The sequence below is a fragment of the Acinetobacter sp. ANC 5045 genome, from assembly GCF_004331005.1.
In the GTDB taxonomy this organism is placed as follows: Bacteria; Pseudomonadota; Gammaproteobacteria; order Pseudomonadales; family Moraxellaceae; genus Acinetobacter; species Acinetobacter towneri.
In genome coordinates this window covers 560,578-575,274 of record NZ_SJNS01000001.1, presented here as the reverse complement: position 1 = coordinate 575,274, position 14,697 = coordinate 560,578, and the positions used below count along the sequence as shown (strand labels likewise).

At 42.2% G+C, this 14,697-nt stretch carries 13 protein-coding genes; all 13 read left to right on the top strand.

Annotated features, from left to right (window positions below; genetic code table 11):
- Positions 1-55 precede the first annotated feature (55 nt).
- Complete coding sequence (gene glnE, locus E0H79_RS02860; protein ID WP_096901524.1) at positions 56-2,800, top strand: bifunctional [glutamate--ammonia ligase]-adenylyl-L-tyrosine phosphorylase/[glutamate--ammonia-ligase] adenylyltransferase; 2,745 nt, start codon at positions 56-58, stop codon at positions 2,798-2,800.
- A gap of 34 nt (positions 2,801-2,834) precedes the next feature.
- Positions 2,835-3,761, top strand: a complete 927-nt coding sequence (locus E0H79_RS02855) for a branched-chain amino acid transaminase (protein ID WP_004975074.1) — start codon at positions 2,835-2,837, stop codon at positions 3,759-3,761.
- Between the two features lie 754 nt (positions 3,762-4,515).
- A complete protein-coding gene (locus E0H79_RS02850) occupies positions 4,516-5,046 on the top strand; it encodes a hypothetical protein (protein ID WP_131260765.1) in 531 nt (176 codons plus the stop codon).
- Positions 5,047-5,144: 98 nt separating this feature from the next.
- Entirely contained in the window at positions 5,145-5,861 is a 717-nt protein-coding gene (locus E0H79_RS02845) for a molecular chaperone (protein ID WP_104852477.1), read from the top strand.
- A 3-nt stretch (positions 5,862-5,864) separates the two neighbouring features.
- Complete coding sequence (locus E0H79_RS02840; protein ID WP_131260764.1) at positions 5,865-8,174, top strand: fimbria/pilus outer membrane usher protein; 2,310 nt, start codon at positions 5,865-5,867, stop codon at positions 8,172-8,174.
- A gap of 31 nt (positions 8,175-8,205) precedes the next feature.
- Positions 8,206-8,631: a hypothetical protein gene (locus E0H79_RS02835; RefSeq protein WP_131260763.1), complete on the top strand. Its 426-nt coding sequence runs from the start codon at positions 8,206-8,208 to the stop codon at positions 8,629-8,631.
- 262 nt (positions 8,632-8,893) lie between these two features.
- A complete protein-coding gene (locus tag E0H79_RS02830) occupies positions 8,894-10,177 on the top strand; it encodes a glycosyltransferase family 4 protein (RefSeq protein ID WP_131260762.1) in 1,284 nt (427 codons plus the stop codon).
- Positions 10,178-10,202: 25 nt separating this feature from the next.
- The gene (locus tag E0H79_RS02825) at positions 10,203-10,754 is read left to right on the top strand and encodes a phosphatase PAP2 family protein (protein WP_004975087.1); all 552 of its coding nucleotides are present in this window, start codon (positions 10,203-10,205) and stop codon (positions 10,752-10,754) included.
- A gap of 101 nt (positions 10,755-10,855) precedes the next feature.
- Positions 10,856-11,056 (top strand): Fe-S cluster assembly protein IscX, encoded by a 201-nt coding sequence (gene iscX, locus E0H79_RS02820; RefSeq protein WP_004975089.1) that lies wholly within the window; start codon positions 10,856-10,858, stop codon positions 11,054-11,056.
- 161 nt (positions 11,057-11,217) lie between these two features.
- The gene (gene ndk / locus E0H79_RS02815) at positions 11,218-11,649 is read left to right on the top strand and encodes a nucleoside-diphosphate kinase (protein ID WP_004975092.1); all 432 of its coding nucleotides are present in this window, start codon (positions 11,218-11,220) and stop codon (positions 11,647-11,649) included.
- A gap of 136 nt (positions 11,650-11,785) precedes the next feature.
- Positions 11,786-13,018 (top strand): 23S rRNA (adenine(2503)-C(2))-methyltransferase RlmN, encoded by a 1,233-nt coding sequence (gene rlmN / locus E0H79_RS02810; RefSeq protein WP_131260761.1) that lies wholly within the window; start codon positions 11,786-11,788, stop codon positions 13,016-13,018.
- Between the two features lie 75 nt (positions 13,019-13,093).
- The gene (gene pilW / locus E0H79_RS02805) at positions 13,094-13,882 is read left to right on the top strand and encodes a type IV pilus biogenesis/stability protein PilW (protein ID WP_373683867.1); all 789 of its coding nucleotides are present in this window, start codon (positions 13,094-13,096) and stop codon (positions 13,880-13,882) included.
- Positions 13,873-14,682 (top strand): helix-turn-helix domain-containing protein, encoded by an 810-nt coding sequence (locus tag E0H79_RS02800; protein ID WP_131260759.1) that lies wholly within the window; start codon positions 13,873-13,875, stop codon positions 14,680-14,682. Before pilW ends, E0H79_RS02800 begins: the two co-directional genes overlap by 10 nt.
- Positions 14,683-14,697: the final 15 nt, after the last annotated feature.

Sequence of the window (14,697 nt, the reverse complement as noted above, 5' to 3'; positions counted from 1 at the left end):
ATAAATAGATGGGTTGACAATATTTCAAAATAAAACTGGGTTTTAGGTCTTAAAAATGAATGCGGAACAATTGCAAAAAACGTTACATGCCAGTCAATATGCAGAACAAGTCTTGGCAAATCACGAAAGCCTGTTACAGCAGGATTATGCAATTGACCAATTTCTAAAACCGCTGAGCGCAGACTATATTCATCAATTGGTGATTTCGACTTTACAAGACATTCAAGATGAAACCTTGTGGATGAAAACCCTGCGAATTTTACGCGCGCGTTTAATGTTCCGCTGGATTTGGCAAGATGCCAACCAACTCACCGATGTGGTGACGTTGACGCAGGAACTTTCAGACTTTGCTGATATTTGTGTGCAAGTAGCCAAAGATTTTGCGCGGATTCCGTTGGTTGCCAAGCATGGCGAACCGATGGGATATAACGGCAAAGTCCAAGACCTGATTGTGGTCGCCATGGGTAAACATGGTGCGCAGGAACTGAATTTATCCAGCGACATCGACCTGATTTTTGCCTTTGATGAACAAGGCGAAACCAATGGACGCAAGTGTATTGAAGTGCAGCAATTCTGCATTTTATGGGGACAAAAACTGATCTATCTATTAGATCATATCACCGCCGATGGTTTTGTTTTCCGCGTCGATATGCGTTTACGCCCGTGGGGCGATGGTTCTGCTTTGGCGATTAGCCATGTCGCACTGGAAAAATATTTAAGCCAGCATGGACGCGAATGGGAACGCTATGCTTGGATTAAGGCACGTATTATCACAGGTGGGCAAGAAGGTTATGAACTGCTGGAAATGACCCGACCTTTCGTATTCCGCAAATATGTCGATTACACCGCCTTTGAAGCCATGCGCGAAATGAAAGCCATGATTGAGCGCGAAGTGCAGCGTCGTAATATTGAAGACAATATTAAATTGGGCGCGGGCGGTATTCGTGAAGTTGAATTTATTGTGCAGGTTTTTCAGCTGATTTACGGTGGTTCAAAACTAGAATTACAAGACCGCCAGTGTTTGGTGAGTTTGCGCCATTTGGGCGAAGCTGAATTGCTAGAGCCACAAGCCGTACTGGATTTGGAAGATGCCTATTTATTCCTGCGTCGAGTAGAACATGCCATTCAAGCCTTGAATGATCAGCAAAGCCAAGCTTTACCGACTGAACCTGAGTTACGCGCACGCATTAGCGATACTTTGGGCTTTGCCGATTGGGACAGCTTTATGCAGACCCTAAATGAAAAGCGTGTCAAAGTCATTTATCAGTTTGAGCATTTAATTAAAGAAAATGAACCCGATTCTTTGCTGGAAAATTACAGTCAGCTAGAAAAACAGCTCGATGCGGTACTAGACGATCAAGCGAAAAATTTAGTGCATGAGTTCTGGTATGGACATGCCATTAAAAAACTCACCGCCAAAGCTTTACAGCGTTTAAAAACCTTTTGGCCACACTTGATTGAAGCAGTGTTGCAGTCAGAAAATCCACAAATGGCATTGATGCGTTTAATGCCACTGGTCGAATCTGTTCTGCGTCGTACCGTGTATTTGGTCATGCTGATTGAAAGCAAGGGGGCACTGCAACGCTTGGTAAAAATGGCCACAGTCAGCCCGTGGATTTGTGAAGAATTGACGCAATATCCTGTGTTGTTGGATGAATTTTTATCTATGGATTTTGAATTGCCAAAACGCAGCGATTTGGAAGATTCTTTGCGCCAACAATTGCTGCGCATTGAACTGGATGAAGTTGAAGACCTCATGCGGGTGCTACGTTTATTCAAAAAATCCAACGTATTAACAGTTGCGGCCAGCGATGTACTGGCAGAAAGTCACTTAATGAAAGTGTCAGATGCGTTAACCGATATTGCCGAAGTGACCGCAAATGCAGCCCTACAACTGGCCTATCAGATGATTGTCAAAAAACATGGTTATCCGCTAGACAGTGAAGGGCAGCGCTGTGGTTTGGAGCATAACGCTTTTGCCATTATTGGTTATGGCAAAGTAGGTGGCATCGAACTTGGTTACGGCTCAGATTTAGACGTGGTTTTTATTCACAACATGGATGAACAAGCCGATACTGATGGCATTAAACCGATCAGTGGCTTTGAATTTGCTATGCGGGTGGCACGTAAATTTGTATCTTTAATGACCACGCAAACTTTAGATGGTCGAGTTTATGATGTCGATACCCGTTTACGTCCTTCGGGAGATGCGGGTTTATTGGTGACCAGTTTACGGGCCTTTGAGCAATATCAACTGAAAAGTGCGTGGCTGTGGGAGCATCAGGCTTTAGTGCGTGCGCGCAGTATTGCGGGTGAGCAATGTTTACGTGACAAGTTTGAAGTGTTGCGTTGTCAGATTTTAACCCAGCCGCGAGATGAAGCTTATGTCCGCAGTGAAGTGCTGAAAATGCGTCAAAAAATGAAAGATCATTTGGGTTCATCTAAAGAGCAAAAAAAAGATGGAATTTTTCATTTAAAACAGGATGCAGGTGGTATCGTTGATATCGAATTTATGGCACAGTATGCGGTATTAGCCTGGAGTGGGTCGAATCCTGATCTCGCCCATTATTCCGACAACGTAAGAATCCTTGAAGATGCCGCAAAAACAGGTTGCTTATCCAGCGACGATGCGACAGCATTGATTCAAGCTTATCTCCGTGAACGAGCCGAAAGCCACCGCTTAGCCCTTGCAAATCAATCCATGCAAGTCAATGCTGCGGACTGGTACGATACCCGTGAGGTCGTTTGCAAGTTATGGCAAAGATTAATTGATCCGACTGCTATGTCTGCGTTGGATTAAAATGACTATTGTATAAACATTTGGAGTGTGTGCCATGAATTTGGCTGATCGTGATGGTTTTATTTGGCAAGATGGACAATTGGTTGACTGGCGTGATGCAAAAATTCACGTCTTAACGCATACCTTACACTACAGTATGGGTGTGTTTGAGGGTGTCCGCGCTTATGAAACGCCAAACGGAACTGCGATTTTCCGTCTTCAGGACCATACTAAGCGTTTGTTAAACTCTGCAAAAATCTATCAAATGAAAGTACCATTTGATCAAGCAGCTTTAGAACAGGCGCAAATTGATGTGGTACGTGAAAACAAACTTTCATCGTGCTATTTACGTCCATTAATTTGGATTGGTTCTGAAAAACTGGGTATTGCTGCAACCAATAACACCATTCATGCTGCTGTTGCGGCTTGGGGGTGGGGTGCATACTTGGGTGAAGAAGCGATGGCTAAAGGTATTCGCGTTAAAACTTCATCGTTTACGCATCATCATCCAAACGTGACCATGTGTAAAGCTAAAGCTTCTGGTAACTACACTTTGTCTATTCTTGCACACCAAGAAGTAGCGCAAGCAGGCTATGACGAAGCGATGTTGATGGATCCACAAGGTTATGTATGCCAAGGTTCTGGCGAAAACGTATTCTTAATTAAAGATGGCGTTTTACATACACCAGACATCGCAGGCGGTGCTTTAGATGGTATTACGCGTCAAACGGTGATCACAATTGCTAAAGACTTGGGTTATGAGGTAGTTGAACGCCGTATTACACGTGATGAATTCTACATTGCCGATGAAGCCTTCTTTACAGGTACAGCAGCAGAAGTTACCCCAATTCGTGAATACGATGACCGTGTAATTGGCTGTGGTTCACGTGGCCCAATTACCACTGAAATTCAAAAAACTTTCTTTGACGCAGTTCAAGGCAAGAATGACAAATATGCACATTGGTTGACTTACGTTAAATAAGTCACGCGTGTGTACCTGAGTCAACATGATTGACTCAGGTGTGATGACCCCGTTCAGGCAATAGTTTGAATGGGGTTTTATTTTGTCTGCTATTGCGTTATGAGTTAGCTAAACATCTTGCGAGGTTTATCTCTCACGTTACAGATATAGATGAATGATCAACTGTTTCTTCGTTGAGTTGGTGGTGTGCAAATTTGATCTTTTGGATAGATTCAGCCGCCCAAAACATGGCTTTTTTATAGCGAGAGGCAATCCCTGTAATTGGTGAGATTTGATGTTAAAAAACGCTCAGTCTGCTGAATGTGATAGGAGATAGTGAATTAAATACGTGAAAAGTGTAGTAAAAATTAGGCTAAAAACTGAATTTTGACCATTCTTTTAAAAATAAACCTACTTAAAATGTAACAAAAGTTAAAATAAAAATGTTATTAAAGTTAAATAAAAACAATGTGTTGGTTTAAATGTAAATAAATATATTTTTTTGGGTATCCCTAGAATTGGGATCACAAATTTTGGGGAGTGAGCTGCTCCCTAGTTTTTTGCGATGTCATTTAAAACAGTACTTTAATCTCCTAATTTTCTGAAATCCAAGGTTTATTTAATATTGCGTGAAATAGGGCGCATAGATGGTTTCTTGTGAAAAATACCTAAAATGAAGAAGCTTGCTAAGGATTGAGTTTCAATAATTCTAACGATATCTCAAGTGAGTGAATGATTAAAAAATGGTTTTTTATAAGAGTTATGGAGAAGTGACATGTCTAAATTTATTAAAACTGCTGCTGCTTTGATGGTTTTCGGAGCTTTTTCAACGGTAACAATGGCGGGTGGTAATCATCATCCTAAACCAGACCCTAAGCCAACCCCAGTATGTAACGAAGGGCCATGTACAGGAAGTATTCCAATTCAAGTGATTGTGCCTAAGCGCTGTGAGCTGAAAGTGAAAACACCAAGTATCTCATTAAAAGATGGTGCAGAAGCTTCTGGTCAATTTATGGTTGGGGCGAATGCAAACTACAACTTATTGGTCGATACCGACAACCGTGTTGGTGGAGGCAAAACAACCAAATCTGCAGCCAAATCAGGTAATCATGCAGTGGGCTTAACGGTTGAAACCAAACGTGCGGGTTCACCATCTTTGATTCAGTTAAACGATCAGCAAACCAATATTGCGCCAGGCAACAATGGCTGGAGTACTTACAATGTCTTGGTTAAAAGTGACGGTGTAGGTATTTCTAAACCAGCGGGTACCTATACCGATAAATACAACATTCGAGTGTCATTCTAATTCACTTGAACGCAATCTGAATCAGTTGGCTTTACCGACAGGGTGGAGTCAACTTTTTAGTCTAAAGACAAGCGTAATCAGACATTGTTGGGGGATGCATGAAAAAATTATTGAAATATGTGCTGGTCGCAAGTTGTTTATGTGCAGAGGCAGTTTATGCAAATTTGGTGATTTCACCGACTCAAATGTATTTGGGCGATAAAGCACGACAACGCAGTGCAACGGTGGTCATGGAAGCCACAGACCTTACTGAACCGAAAAGCTTTGAAATGTCTGCCTACAAATGGTCGCAAAATGCACAGGGTGAAGATGTGCTAGAACCAGAACAAGACATCTTAATTAATCCTAAAAACTTTGTTTTACAACCGAATGCACAACAAGTGATACGCGTAGGTTTTAGCCGACCACTTTCTAAGGAAGAAATGGCGCAAGAAAAAACTTGGCGTATTGTTTTTAAAGAAATTGCCCCTGTGGTGGAAGAAGACGCCCTGCAATTTTTATTTACGATTTCTGTTCCTTTATTTGTGGGTAAGCAAGATGCTATTCAGGTGACTGCAACCCCGCGTTATCAAAACGACCATTTATTTTTAGAGATAGAAAATCATGCTGCATCGCATGTGCAAATTTCTTCAATCAGCATTTTAAATCAACAAAAACAACCCATTGCAACCACACGTGAAATGAAATATTTGTTAAATCAACAAAAACACAGCTTTGATATGGGGCAAATCAAACTTAGTGATTTGAAAAATTACATACTCAAACTTGAAACAGATAAAAGTGAGCAAGCCATTGAGTTAAAAATGAAGGGCTAAATCATGCATAGAACTCGACTGTTTTTTGCGCTGCAATGTATCCTGTGGGGGATACCATTACCCGCCAATGCTGCCAATACTGAAATGGCATTGAATAGTGTCTGGCTAAATGGCGTAGATCGTGTCATTGAAAGTCTGGTGTTGCAGCAGGATGGGCAACGCTATATGGAATGTGAGGTCTTGCAACAACTCGGTTTACAGCAAGACCGTTTACAAAAACACAGCGCACAAACTCAGTTCTGTTCTGTAACCACCAATGAAATTCAGTCTGAGCAAGATTTTGCGCTGCAAGCGATTAAATTGACTGTACCTGCCAGCTATTTTATAGATGCACAACTGAGCCAACCCCATGCGATTCCATCTAAAGCAGAGTTGGGCGGTTTTTTAAATTATGATGTGCTGTATGCACGTTATGATAATTACAATGAATTAAATGGCTTGGCGGAGCTTGGTATTTTTAAGGATTACTGGATTTTTAAAAATGGCATGATGTATCGCAAAGAGGCAGAGCAAGATCAAGATAAGCTACTGCGTTTGAATACCAGTTTTGAAATAGAATTTCCATCACGCTATCAGCGTTTAACTTTGGGCGATAACACCAGCGTTTACAATCCTTTATTAGATACATTCAGATTTGGTGGTGTGTCTTTTGGTTCAAATTTTAGTAGTTATCCAGACTTTATTTATTGGAATGTACCCACCTTAAGAGGCAGTGCTGTACTGCCATCCACCGTCGATTTATACATTAATGGCATCAATTTATATCAGCAACAAGTGACGCCTGGGCACTATACCTTAAATACGGGTGCAAATATTCAGCAGTCGGGCGAGGCGCAAGTGGTGGTGGAAGATGTATTGGGAAATCGTACCGTGCAATCTTTTCCAGTTTATGTCACCACGCAACTACTCAAACCAGGACTGAACGAATACAACTTTTCTGCAGGAAAGCTGCGTTATGACTACGACTACGTGTCGGATGATTATCGTGAGTTTTTTGGCAACCTTTATTTCAGACGTGGAATTACAGACAGCACGACGTTAGGAACCAATTTAAGTTATAGCAAAGATGTGCAGAATGTCGGGTTGCTATGGACGCAATCTCTCAGCAAATATGCCTTGTTAGATACGCATGCTGCGTCTAGCCACAGTGATTGGGGCGATGGTTATACCTTTGGTGCTTCGTTAAGCCGTAATGGAAGTCGGCTTGCACTTGGTGCAAGTCATAAATACTACAGTCCTGAATATCGTGGTTTGGGTTATAGCGATATGACACAAACAGTGGAATACGACAACTTAGCTTATGTCAGTATTTTCAATATTCCTTTCATTAATACCTTAAATGTGAACTATCTAGAGCGCCGTTATCATCCCAATGCAAATAATAGCTTTGCAGATAGTCAAATGCTTACAGTCGGTTTTTCTCGTATGTTTGGGCGTCAAACTTCATTGTCGTTTTCTTATTATAAAGATTTGAAAATGCAGGATAGCGACGGGGCATATTTAACGCTGAACTATCAATTTGACCAACGCCGCAGTGCGCAGCTTTCGCATAATTTTGATGAGCAAACCCAGTTGCGTTATGCACAAAGCAGTCTGACGCAAAATGGTGTGGATTACACCCTTGCTGTGCGTCACCAACAAGCAGAAGGGGATATTGGGGTAAATGCTTATACCGCCCTGAAAATGCCGATGGGCAATTTATATTTAAGCCACGATGAAAGTGAGAGCTTTAGCTACAGTCAAGCCAATTATCAGGGTGCAGTAGTGTGGTTAGACCGTAAATGGGCCATGACCAAATACGTAGACAATGCTTTTGCTTTGGTGAATGTTGGTGATATTCCAAATGTGGAAGTACAACGTGCCTTAACACCTGTTGCTAAAACCAATCAACACGGTTATGTGTTTGTGCACGACATTGTGCCTTACGTCAATTACGACGTGTCTTTTGATCAAGACCAGTTAGATTTGTATGACAGCTTTGAATATTCAAGCCAAAAAGTGATTGGTATGAATCAACGCGGCTATAAAGTGAATTTCCCTGTTCAGCGTACAGGATTGATCATATTGCGTTTACTCACGCCCGATCAGCAGACCTTTGTGCAGGGCAGTGAAGTGTATTTAAGTGATGATGCAACCGAATTTGTACCTGTGGGCAGCGATGGAAAAGTACATTTATATGGTGTGAAAGCAGGCAGTTATACGCTGAAGGTTAAAACCAAAGGTGGAAAAGTTTGCCATAGTTCACTTGAAGTCCCTCAAATTAAAGCAGGCACTGTTCCACAAACCAGACAGTTAGATTTGATTTGTCAGTAAGTATATCAGCAGGATGATTGAGGATGAGAACATGAAAAGATTAGGGATGGTAAAAAAATTAAGTCTAGTGCTGTGTGGATGCTGGATTTGTTTTCCTGCACAGGCTTGCACCATTGGTTCGGTCAGTGAATCTTTATTGCAAATGAGCTCACAATACCGTAGCCAGACTGCAACCAGTTTTAATGTGCGCTGTGATCGAGGTTATAGCATTCAGTTCAGTAGTCGTAATTTACGTGACAAACATGGCAGCAGTTTTGTGAATAATGGCACACACCGTTTACGCACCAGTATGAGTATTATGGGAGCAAAAACAAATCTGTGGAACACGCCTATCGCAGGGCATGTTTCTACGACAGGACATAAATACAGTGTCGCGGTACGCTTGGATGAACAACCGAGTTTGACAACGCCAGCAGGGCGTTATACCGATGAGTTGTATATTAATTTACTTTTTTAGAGGGCTTAGATGTGCGGCAGTTCCAGACAAAATGCGCCGCGGATCAGGTATTCAGCAAACAAGATATTCAGCAGGCAGGTAGACAATATCTGCTTTTTTTATCTATTTTTTGCTGAATGACAGCAAAGGATATACATAAAACTAGGTATGAGTGGTCATCTAGTTGTTTAAAAAATGACAAATGTGTCACCAAAGCATCATATTACTGCAATGCAGCTGCTCTATGCTAGCAAGCATAAAATAAGAATTGAGCAAAAAGGCGATGAGCAATGTATTGGCAAAGCAGAGCAGTAAATTAGAGCGTTACAGCGATGCATTTAAATTTCATTTCAAACAAGATCAAAAACAAAAAAGCAGCCAGCCTACCTCTGAACTCTCAGACCTTGTCCGCCCACGTTTAAAAATTGCCCTTGTAACAGAAACTTGGCCACCTGAAATTAATGGTGTGGCACGTTCACTGTTGCAGCTTTGCAAAGGATTGCAGGAACTTGGACACAAAATTTTATTGATTCGCCCTGAACAAAAACAAGCCTGCACTCAATTCCAACCGTATCAAGAATGTCTGGTAAAAGCACAAGCCATTCCTAAATATCATAATTTACAATTTGGCTGGCCGCAGTGGTCTAAACTTTCGCAGGCTTTAGATGAGTTTCAACCTGATGTGGTGCATATCGTCACTGAAGGCCCTTTAGGGCTTGCCAGTTTACATATTGCAAAATCAAAAAATATTCCAGTATCAAGTGGTTTTCACTCCGCATTTCAAGATTTTAGCCGTTTTTTCGATTTGGCATTTTTACTCAAGCCAATTCAGCACTATCTAAAATGGTTTCATAACAATACCTCGCTGACGTGTGTGCCAAGTAGCCATACTGAAAAATCATTGCGTCAGTTTGGTGTGCAAGGGCCTTTGGTGGTGGTTGGGCGTGGTGTCAATGTTGAATATTTTTCACCAGATTTTCGTTCGACCCAACTGCGAGCAAGTTGGGGTGCCAGTGAAAACACGCGGGTGATGTTGTATGTCGGGCGTTTATCACCTGAAAAAGAAGTCAATCTTATTATTGATGCCTATCAGCGTATGCCAAAAAATACCGAACAGCCTGTGAAATTGGTGATTGTTGGAGATGGCCCAGACCGTGAGCGTTTAGAAGCCTTGAACACTCAGGGAGATATTGTTTTTACAGGTAGTTTAAGTGGGACAGCACTTGCACAAGCCTATGCCAGTGCCGATGTATTTGCTTTCGCCAGTCAGGTGGAAACCTTTGGTAATGTCGTGTTAGAAGCCATGGCCAGTGGCTTACCTGTCATTGCGTATGATTATGCTTGTGCACGTTTACATCTAAAACCGAATGAAACAGGTTGGTTGAGTCCACTCGGTCAGCCAGAAGATTTGGTCGGTCATATCCACCGACTTCCAGATCTTACAACCCTTAGACAGATGGGCGAACACGCCCGCAAAGCGACTTTAAATATTGGCTGGCAGTATCCAGTCCAACAATTTGAGCAGGCGTTATATCAGGTGGCGAAGGAGCTACACATGCCATCTTAGCTATACGCCAAAGAGGAGAGAACTGATGAAGTTTAAAAATGCAAAAATAAGAATGCTGGATCTCGACTTAAAAGGCTGTTTGTATCTTAACCATTTTTCCCACTCTCAGCGGGTGGCACAATTTTTTAAAGTTATTAGCCGTTTGGGCGATGGTGTGTTCTGGTATGTCATGCTCGCAAGTGCATGGATGATGCAGGGCATTGGTTATAGTTTACAAATTATTTATCTGTTGTTAGGCGGATCTGTCGGCACAGGTATTTATAAATATTTAAAACAAAAAACCGTCCGTCCACGTCCGTATCAGGTACACCAAGTGATCCGTTTGGGTGAACGTCCCTTAGATCATTTTAGCTTCCCATCAGGTCACACTTTGCATGCAGTCATGACCACAACGGTTTTGGGTTATATCCAGCCAGTATTGTTGATGTTGATGTTGCCCTTTACGATTTTGGTGGCCGTTTCCCGTATGATTTTAGGCTTGCACTATCCGAGTGATGTGGCAGTCGGGGCGATGATTGGCGGTTCAGTGGCGAGTGCGATTATTTTGGCTGCACCTTATGTAAATATTGTTTTATAAGCTTGGATAAAACCAAATCGAAAATTCAGTGCAGTAATGGCAGGCAGCCCATGCGAAATTTGTTAAAGTAGTCGCTGTCTTGACTAGAATAGGGAATACACATGGGTTTACGTTGGACGGACAGCATCGACATTGCCATTGAGTTATATGAGGCGCATCCCGATGTCGATCCGCAATGGATTCGTTTTACCGATTTGCACGCTTGGGTCTGTGCTTTGCCAGAGTTTCAAGATGATCCCGAAAAATCGACTGAAGGCATCTTAGAAGCCATTCAAATGGCGTGGATTGACGAAGCACGTTAATCTAGCGGTGTGAAGCAAGATTGATTTGCCGATCAAGGTCCTGCACAATGCGCTTCATATCGAAAAAAGCAATTTTTTTACACATCAAAAGCAGAAAATAGCCCATTATTCGGTATAATGCGGCAAAATTTTCGCGTCAACATTGACTTAAGGAGCCAATCATGGCTATTGAACGTACTTTATCTATCGTAAAACCAGATGCAGTTGCTAAAAACCACATCGGTGACATCTTTGCTCGTTTCGAAAAAGCTGGTCTTAAAATCGTTGCGACTAAAATGAAACACCTTTCTCAAGCTGAAGCTGAAGGCTTCTACGCTGAGCACAAAGAACGTGGTTTCTTTGGTGACCTAGTTGCGTTCATGACTTCTGGTCCAGTCGTTGTTTCAGTTCTTGAAGGTGAAAACGCAGTTCTTGCTCACCGTGAAATTTTAGGTGCAACAAACCCTAAAGAAGCTGCACCTGGTACAATCCGTGCAGATTTCGCTGTAAGCATCGATGAAAACGCTGCTCACGGTTCAGACTCAGTTGCATCTGCAGAGCGTGAAGTAAACTACTTCTTTGCTCAAACTGAAGTTTGCCCACGTACTCGTTAATACGCAGTATTCAAACCAGATAAGTGTTATTATGCTTATCTGGTTTTTTATTCTCCGATTTTTATTTTCTGAATAAACCTTTGCTCACCTCTTGAGCTTCTCCTTTCATCTTTAGACATGGTTTAGGTATACACACATGAGTACAGAAGTCCTCGCTGCATCTGCGACAGATGTTCAGCAAGCATCTGCGTCCGCTCCTGCACAGTCTGCGACTGCAGAGAAAGTGAATCTCCTTGGCATGTCACGTACACAAATGGAAAAATTCTTTGAAGATTTAGGCGAGAAGAAATTCCGTGCAGGGCAGGTGATGAAATGGATTCACCAGTTTTTTGTTACAGATTTTGCTGAAATGACCAATATTTCAGGCAAGTTACGTGAAAAACTGGAAAAGATTTGTGAAATTAAAGCGCCTGAAGTGGTGCATAAAAATTATTCTAAAGACGGTACTCGTAAGTGGGTATTCCGTGTGGGTGATGGTGAAGGCTCATTGGTCGAAACCGTTCTGATTCCTGCCGAAGACAAAACTGGCTCACGTAAAACCCTGTGTATTTCATCGCAAGTAGGTTGTGCACTTGACTGTTCATTTTGTTCTACGGGTAAACAAGGTTTTCAGCGTGACCTAATCCAAGCCGAAATTATTGGTCAGTTGTGGATGGCAAACTATTCCTATATGGAAGATGTGCCTGTGATTGAACGTGAGCGTTCTGTGACCAACGTGGTGATGATGGGTATGGGCGAACCGTTGTTGAATTACGATGCCGTCTTGAACGCCATGCGCATTATGCTAGATGACTTTGCTTATGGCATGTCTAAGCGTCGTGTGACTTTATCGACTTCGGGTATTGTACCTAAAATTGACCAATTGGCACAAGATATTGATGTGGCTTTGGCAATTTCTTTGCACGCCACCAATAACGAACTGCGTGATGAACTTGTTCCAATCAATAAAAAATATCCATTGGAACAATTAATCGCAGCTTGTCAGCGTTATATTGGCAAAGATGGCAACGAAAGTGCGCGTAAACACGTGACCATTGAATATGTCATGTTAGATGGTGTAAATGACCATCCTGAACATGCGCAGCAAATGATTAAGCTACTCAAGAACCTGCCAAGCAAGATTAATTTGATTCCATTTAACCCATTTCCACACGCGCCGTATGGACGTTCAAGCCGAAATCGAATTATTTCTTTCCAAAAAACTTTGTCTGATGCAGGTTTTGTGTGTACGATTCGTCAGACACGTGGTGATGATATTGATGCCGCGTGTGGGCAATTGGTCGGACAAGTGGCAGACCGCACCCGCCGTGCCGAACAGTGGAAAAAGAAAGTTGCAGCGCAAAATGAAATCATACGCTCGCAAGGATAATGACTTTTATAGATAAGTAACTTGCATCGAACGAAGACGCAAAGGGGATGTCCATTGAATAAGCCTGTATTTAAAATCGCACAAATTACAACTGTTTGTATTTCGGCAATTTTTGCTGCAGCTTGTCAAACCACAGCTCCAACCTTAGGGCAAAAAGACCCTGAAAAAGCGGTGCAAGTACGTACGCAGTTGGCAGCAGAATACTTAAAAAATGGCGATTTAGACTCAGCCAAACGTGCACTCGATCAAGCGCTGGAAAGTGATTCACGTGATTCCACCGCCAATATGATGATGGGTGTGTTGCTGCAACAAGAAGGTAGCAAGCTGAATTTAGAAAAAGCCGATGCATATTTTAAGCGTGCCATTGCCGCTGACCCCAAAAATGCACAAGCGCGTAACAACTATGGTACGTATTTATATCAAGTAGAACGCTATAATGATGCGATTGAGCAGCTCAGCATTGCAGGTGCAACGCTGGGTTATGATCAGCGCTTTAGAGCATTGGAAAATGTAGGTCGTATTTACTTGAAATTAGGCGATGTAGAGAATGCTGAAAAGTCATTCAAACAAGCCTTGCAAGCCAATCGCGATTCTTATGTTTCAATGTTAGAGTTGTCGGAAATTTTATATTTAAGACAACAATTTGCACCCGCACGACAGCTGTATGAACAATTTGTACGTGCTGTGGGGCAAAAAAATCAGGGTGCGCGTGCCTTATGGATTGGGATTCGTTTAGCACGTGCCAATGGCGATCAATTGGGAACTCAGGTTTTAGTGAACCAGCTGCGTGCATTATTTCCCAATAGCCAAGAATACCAACGTTATTTGCAATTACAGTACAGTACTGAGGCCGTATGGAAGTAAATCCTAATTCACCGCAACCCACACAGGGGACAACGCCTGTACCCCATGCATTAGGAAATGTTCAACGTCCAGGTGAGTACCTTCGTCAAATTCGCGTCAATCAAAAACGCGAACTGGATGATGTTTCAAAAGATTTGAAAATTCCATTAAAAACGCTGATAGCGCTAGAGCAAGACGAATATACCGCTTTGCCTGAAGCGACCTTTATTAAAGGCTATTATCGTACCTATGCCAAATATTTACAGGTCGATGCTTCAGCCATTATTCAGCGTTTTGATGAAATTTATGCCAACGATACAGGCTTGTTGCCAAATCACGCCTTGAACAATTCACCCATCAAAATTATGGGAAAACTGCCTGGCTCTAACCGTGATCGTAATAAAAAGTGGCTCACACGTATCGCCGTGATTGTGGCGGTATTACTGTTGTTGTGGGCATTGGTCGCGCTAATTCAAAACTGGATGTCGTCTGGTCAAGATGGAGCAGAACCTGAAATTGCAGTACTGCAATCCGATGTGCAAATCATTTCTGACAATGCGACAGGCAGCACACCTGCACTTGCTTCGGGCGATCAGCTGAATTTGCAATTTGCTCGTCCAACTTCAGTGCATATTGTTGACTCTGCTGGCAATGTTTTAGCGACAGGACGTCAAGCCTCTACTTTAAATTTACAAGGCGAAGCCCCATTTCAAATTCGCTTAGATGATGCGACTGCTGTGTCATTAAGTTTGAACAATGAGTCGATTTCATTATCGCCATATACTGTGAACGGAAAAGCAGAATTCCGTTTATCTCGATAATGCAGCAAGGTAGAG

Excerpts from the sequence above, each read along its gene's own strand:
- glnE (WP_096901524.1), top strand. The coding sequence starts at position 56 with ATGAATGCGGAACAATTGCAAAAAACGTTACATGCCAGTCAATATGCA.
- E0H79_RS02855 (WP_004975074.1), top strand. The coding sequence starts at position 2,835 with ATGAATTTGGCTGATCGTGATGGTTTTATTTGGCAAGATGGACAATTG.
- E0H79_RS02850 (WP_131260765.1), top strand. The coding sequence starts at position 4,516 with ATGTCTAAATTTATTAAAACTGCTGCTGCTTTGATGGTTTTCGGAGCT.
- E0H79_RS02845 (WP_104852477.1), top strand. The coding sequence starts at position 5,145 with ATGAAAAAATTATTGAAATATGTGCTGGTCGCAAGTTGTTTATGTGCA.
- E0H79_RS02840 (WP_131260764.1), top strand. The coding sequence starts at position 5,865 with ATGCATAGAACTCGACTGTTTTTTGCGCTGCAATGTATCCTGTGGGGG.
- E0H79_RS02835 (WP_131260763.1), top strand. The coding sequence starts at position 8,206 with ATGAAAAGATTAGGGATGGTAAAAAAATTAAGTCTAGTGCTGTGTGGA.
- E0H79_RS02830 (WP_131260762.1), top strand. The coding sequence starts at position 8,894 with ATGAGCAATGTATTGGCAAAGCAGAGCAGTAAATTAGAGCGTTACAGC.
- E0H79_RS02825 (WP_004975087.1), top strand. The coding sequence starts at position 10,203 with ATGAAGTTTAAAAATGCAAAAATAAGAATGCTGGATCTCGACTTAAAA.
- iscX (WP_004975089.1), top strand. The coding sequence starts at position 10,856 with ATGGGTTTACGTTGGACGGACAGCATCGACATTGCCATTGAGTTATAT.
- ndk (WP_004975092.1), top strand. The coding sequence starts at position 11,218 with ATGGCTATTGAACGTACTTTATCTATCGTAAAACCAGATGCAGTTGCT.
- rlmN (WP_131260761.1), top strand. The coding sequence starts at position 11,786 with ATGAGTACAGAAGTCCTCGCTGCATCTGCGACAGATGTTCAGCAAGCA.
- E0H79_RS02800 (WP_131260759.1), top strand. The coding sequence starts at position 13,873 with ATGGAAGTAAATCCTAATTCACCGCAACCCACACAGGGGACAACGCCT.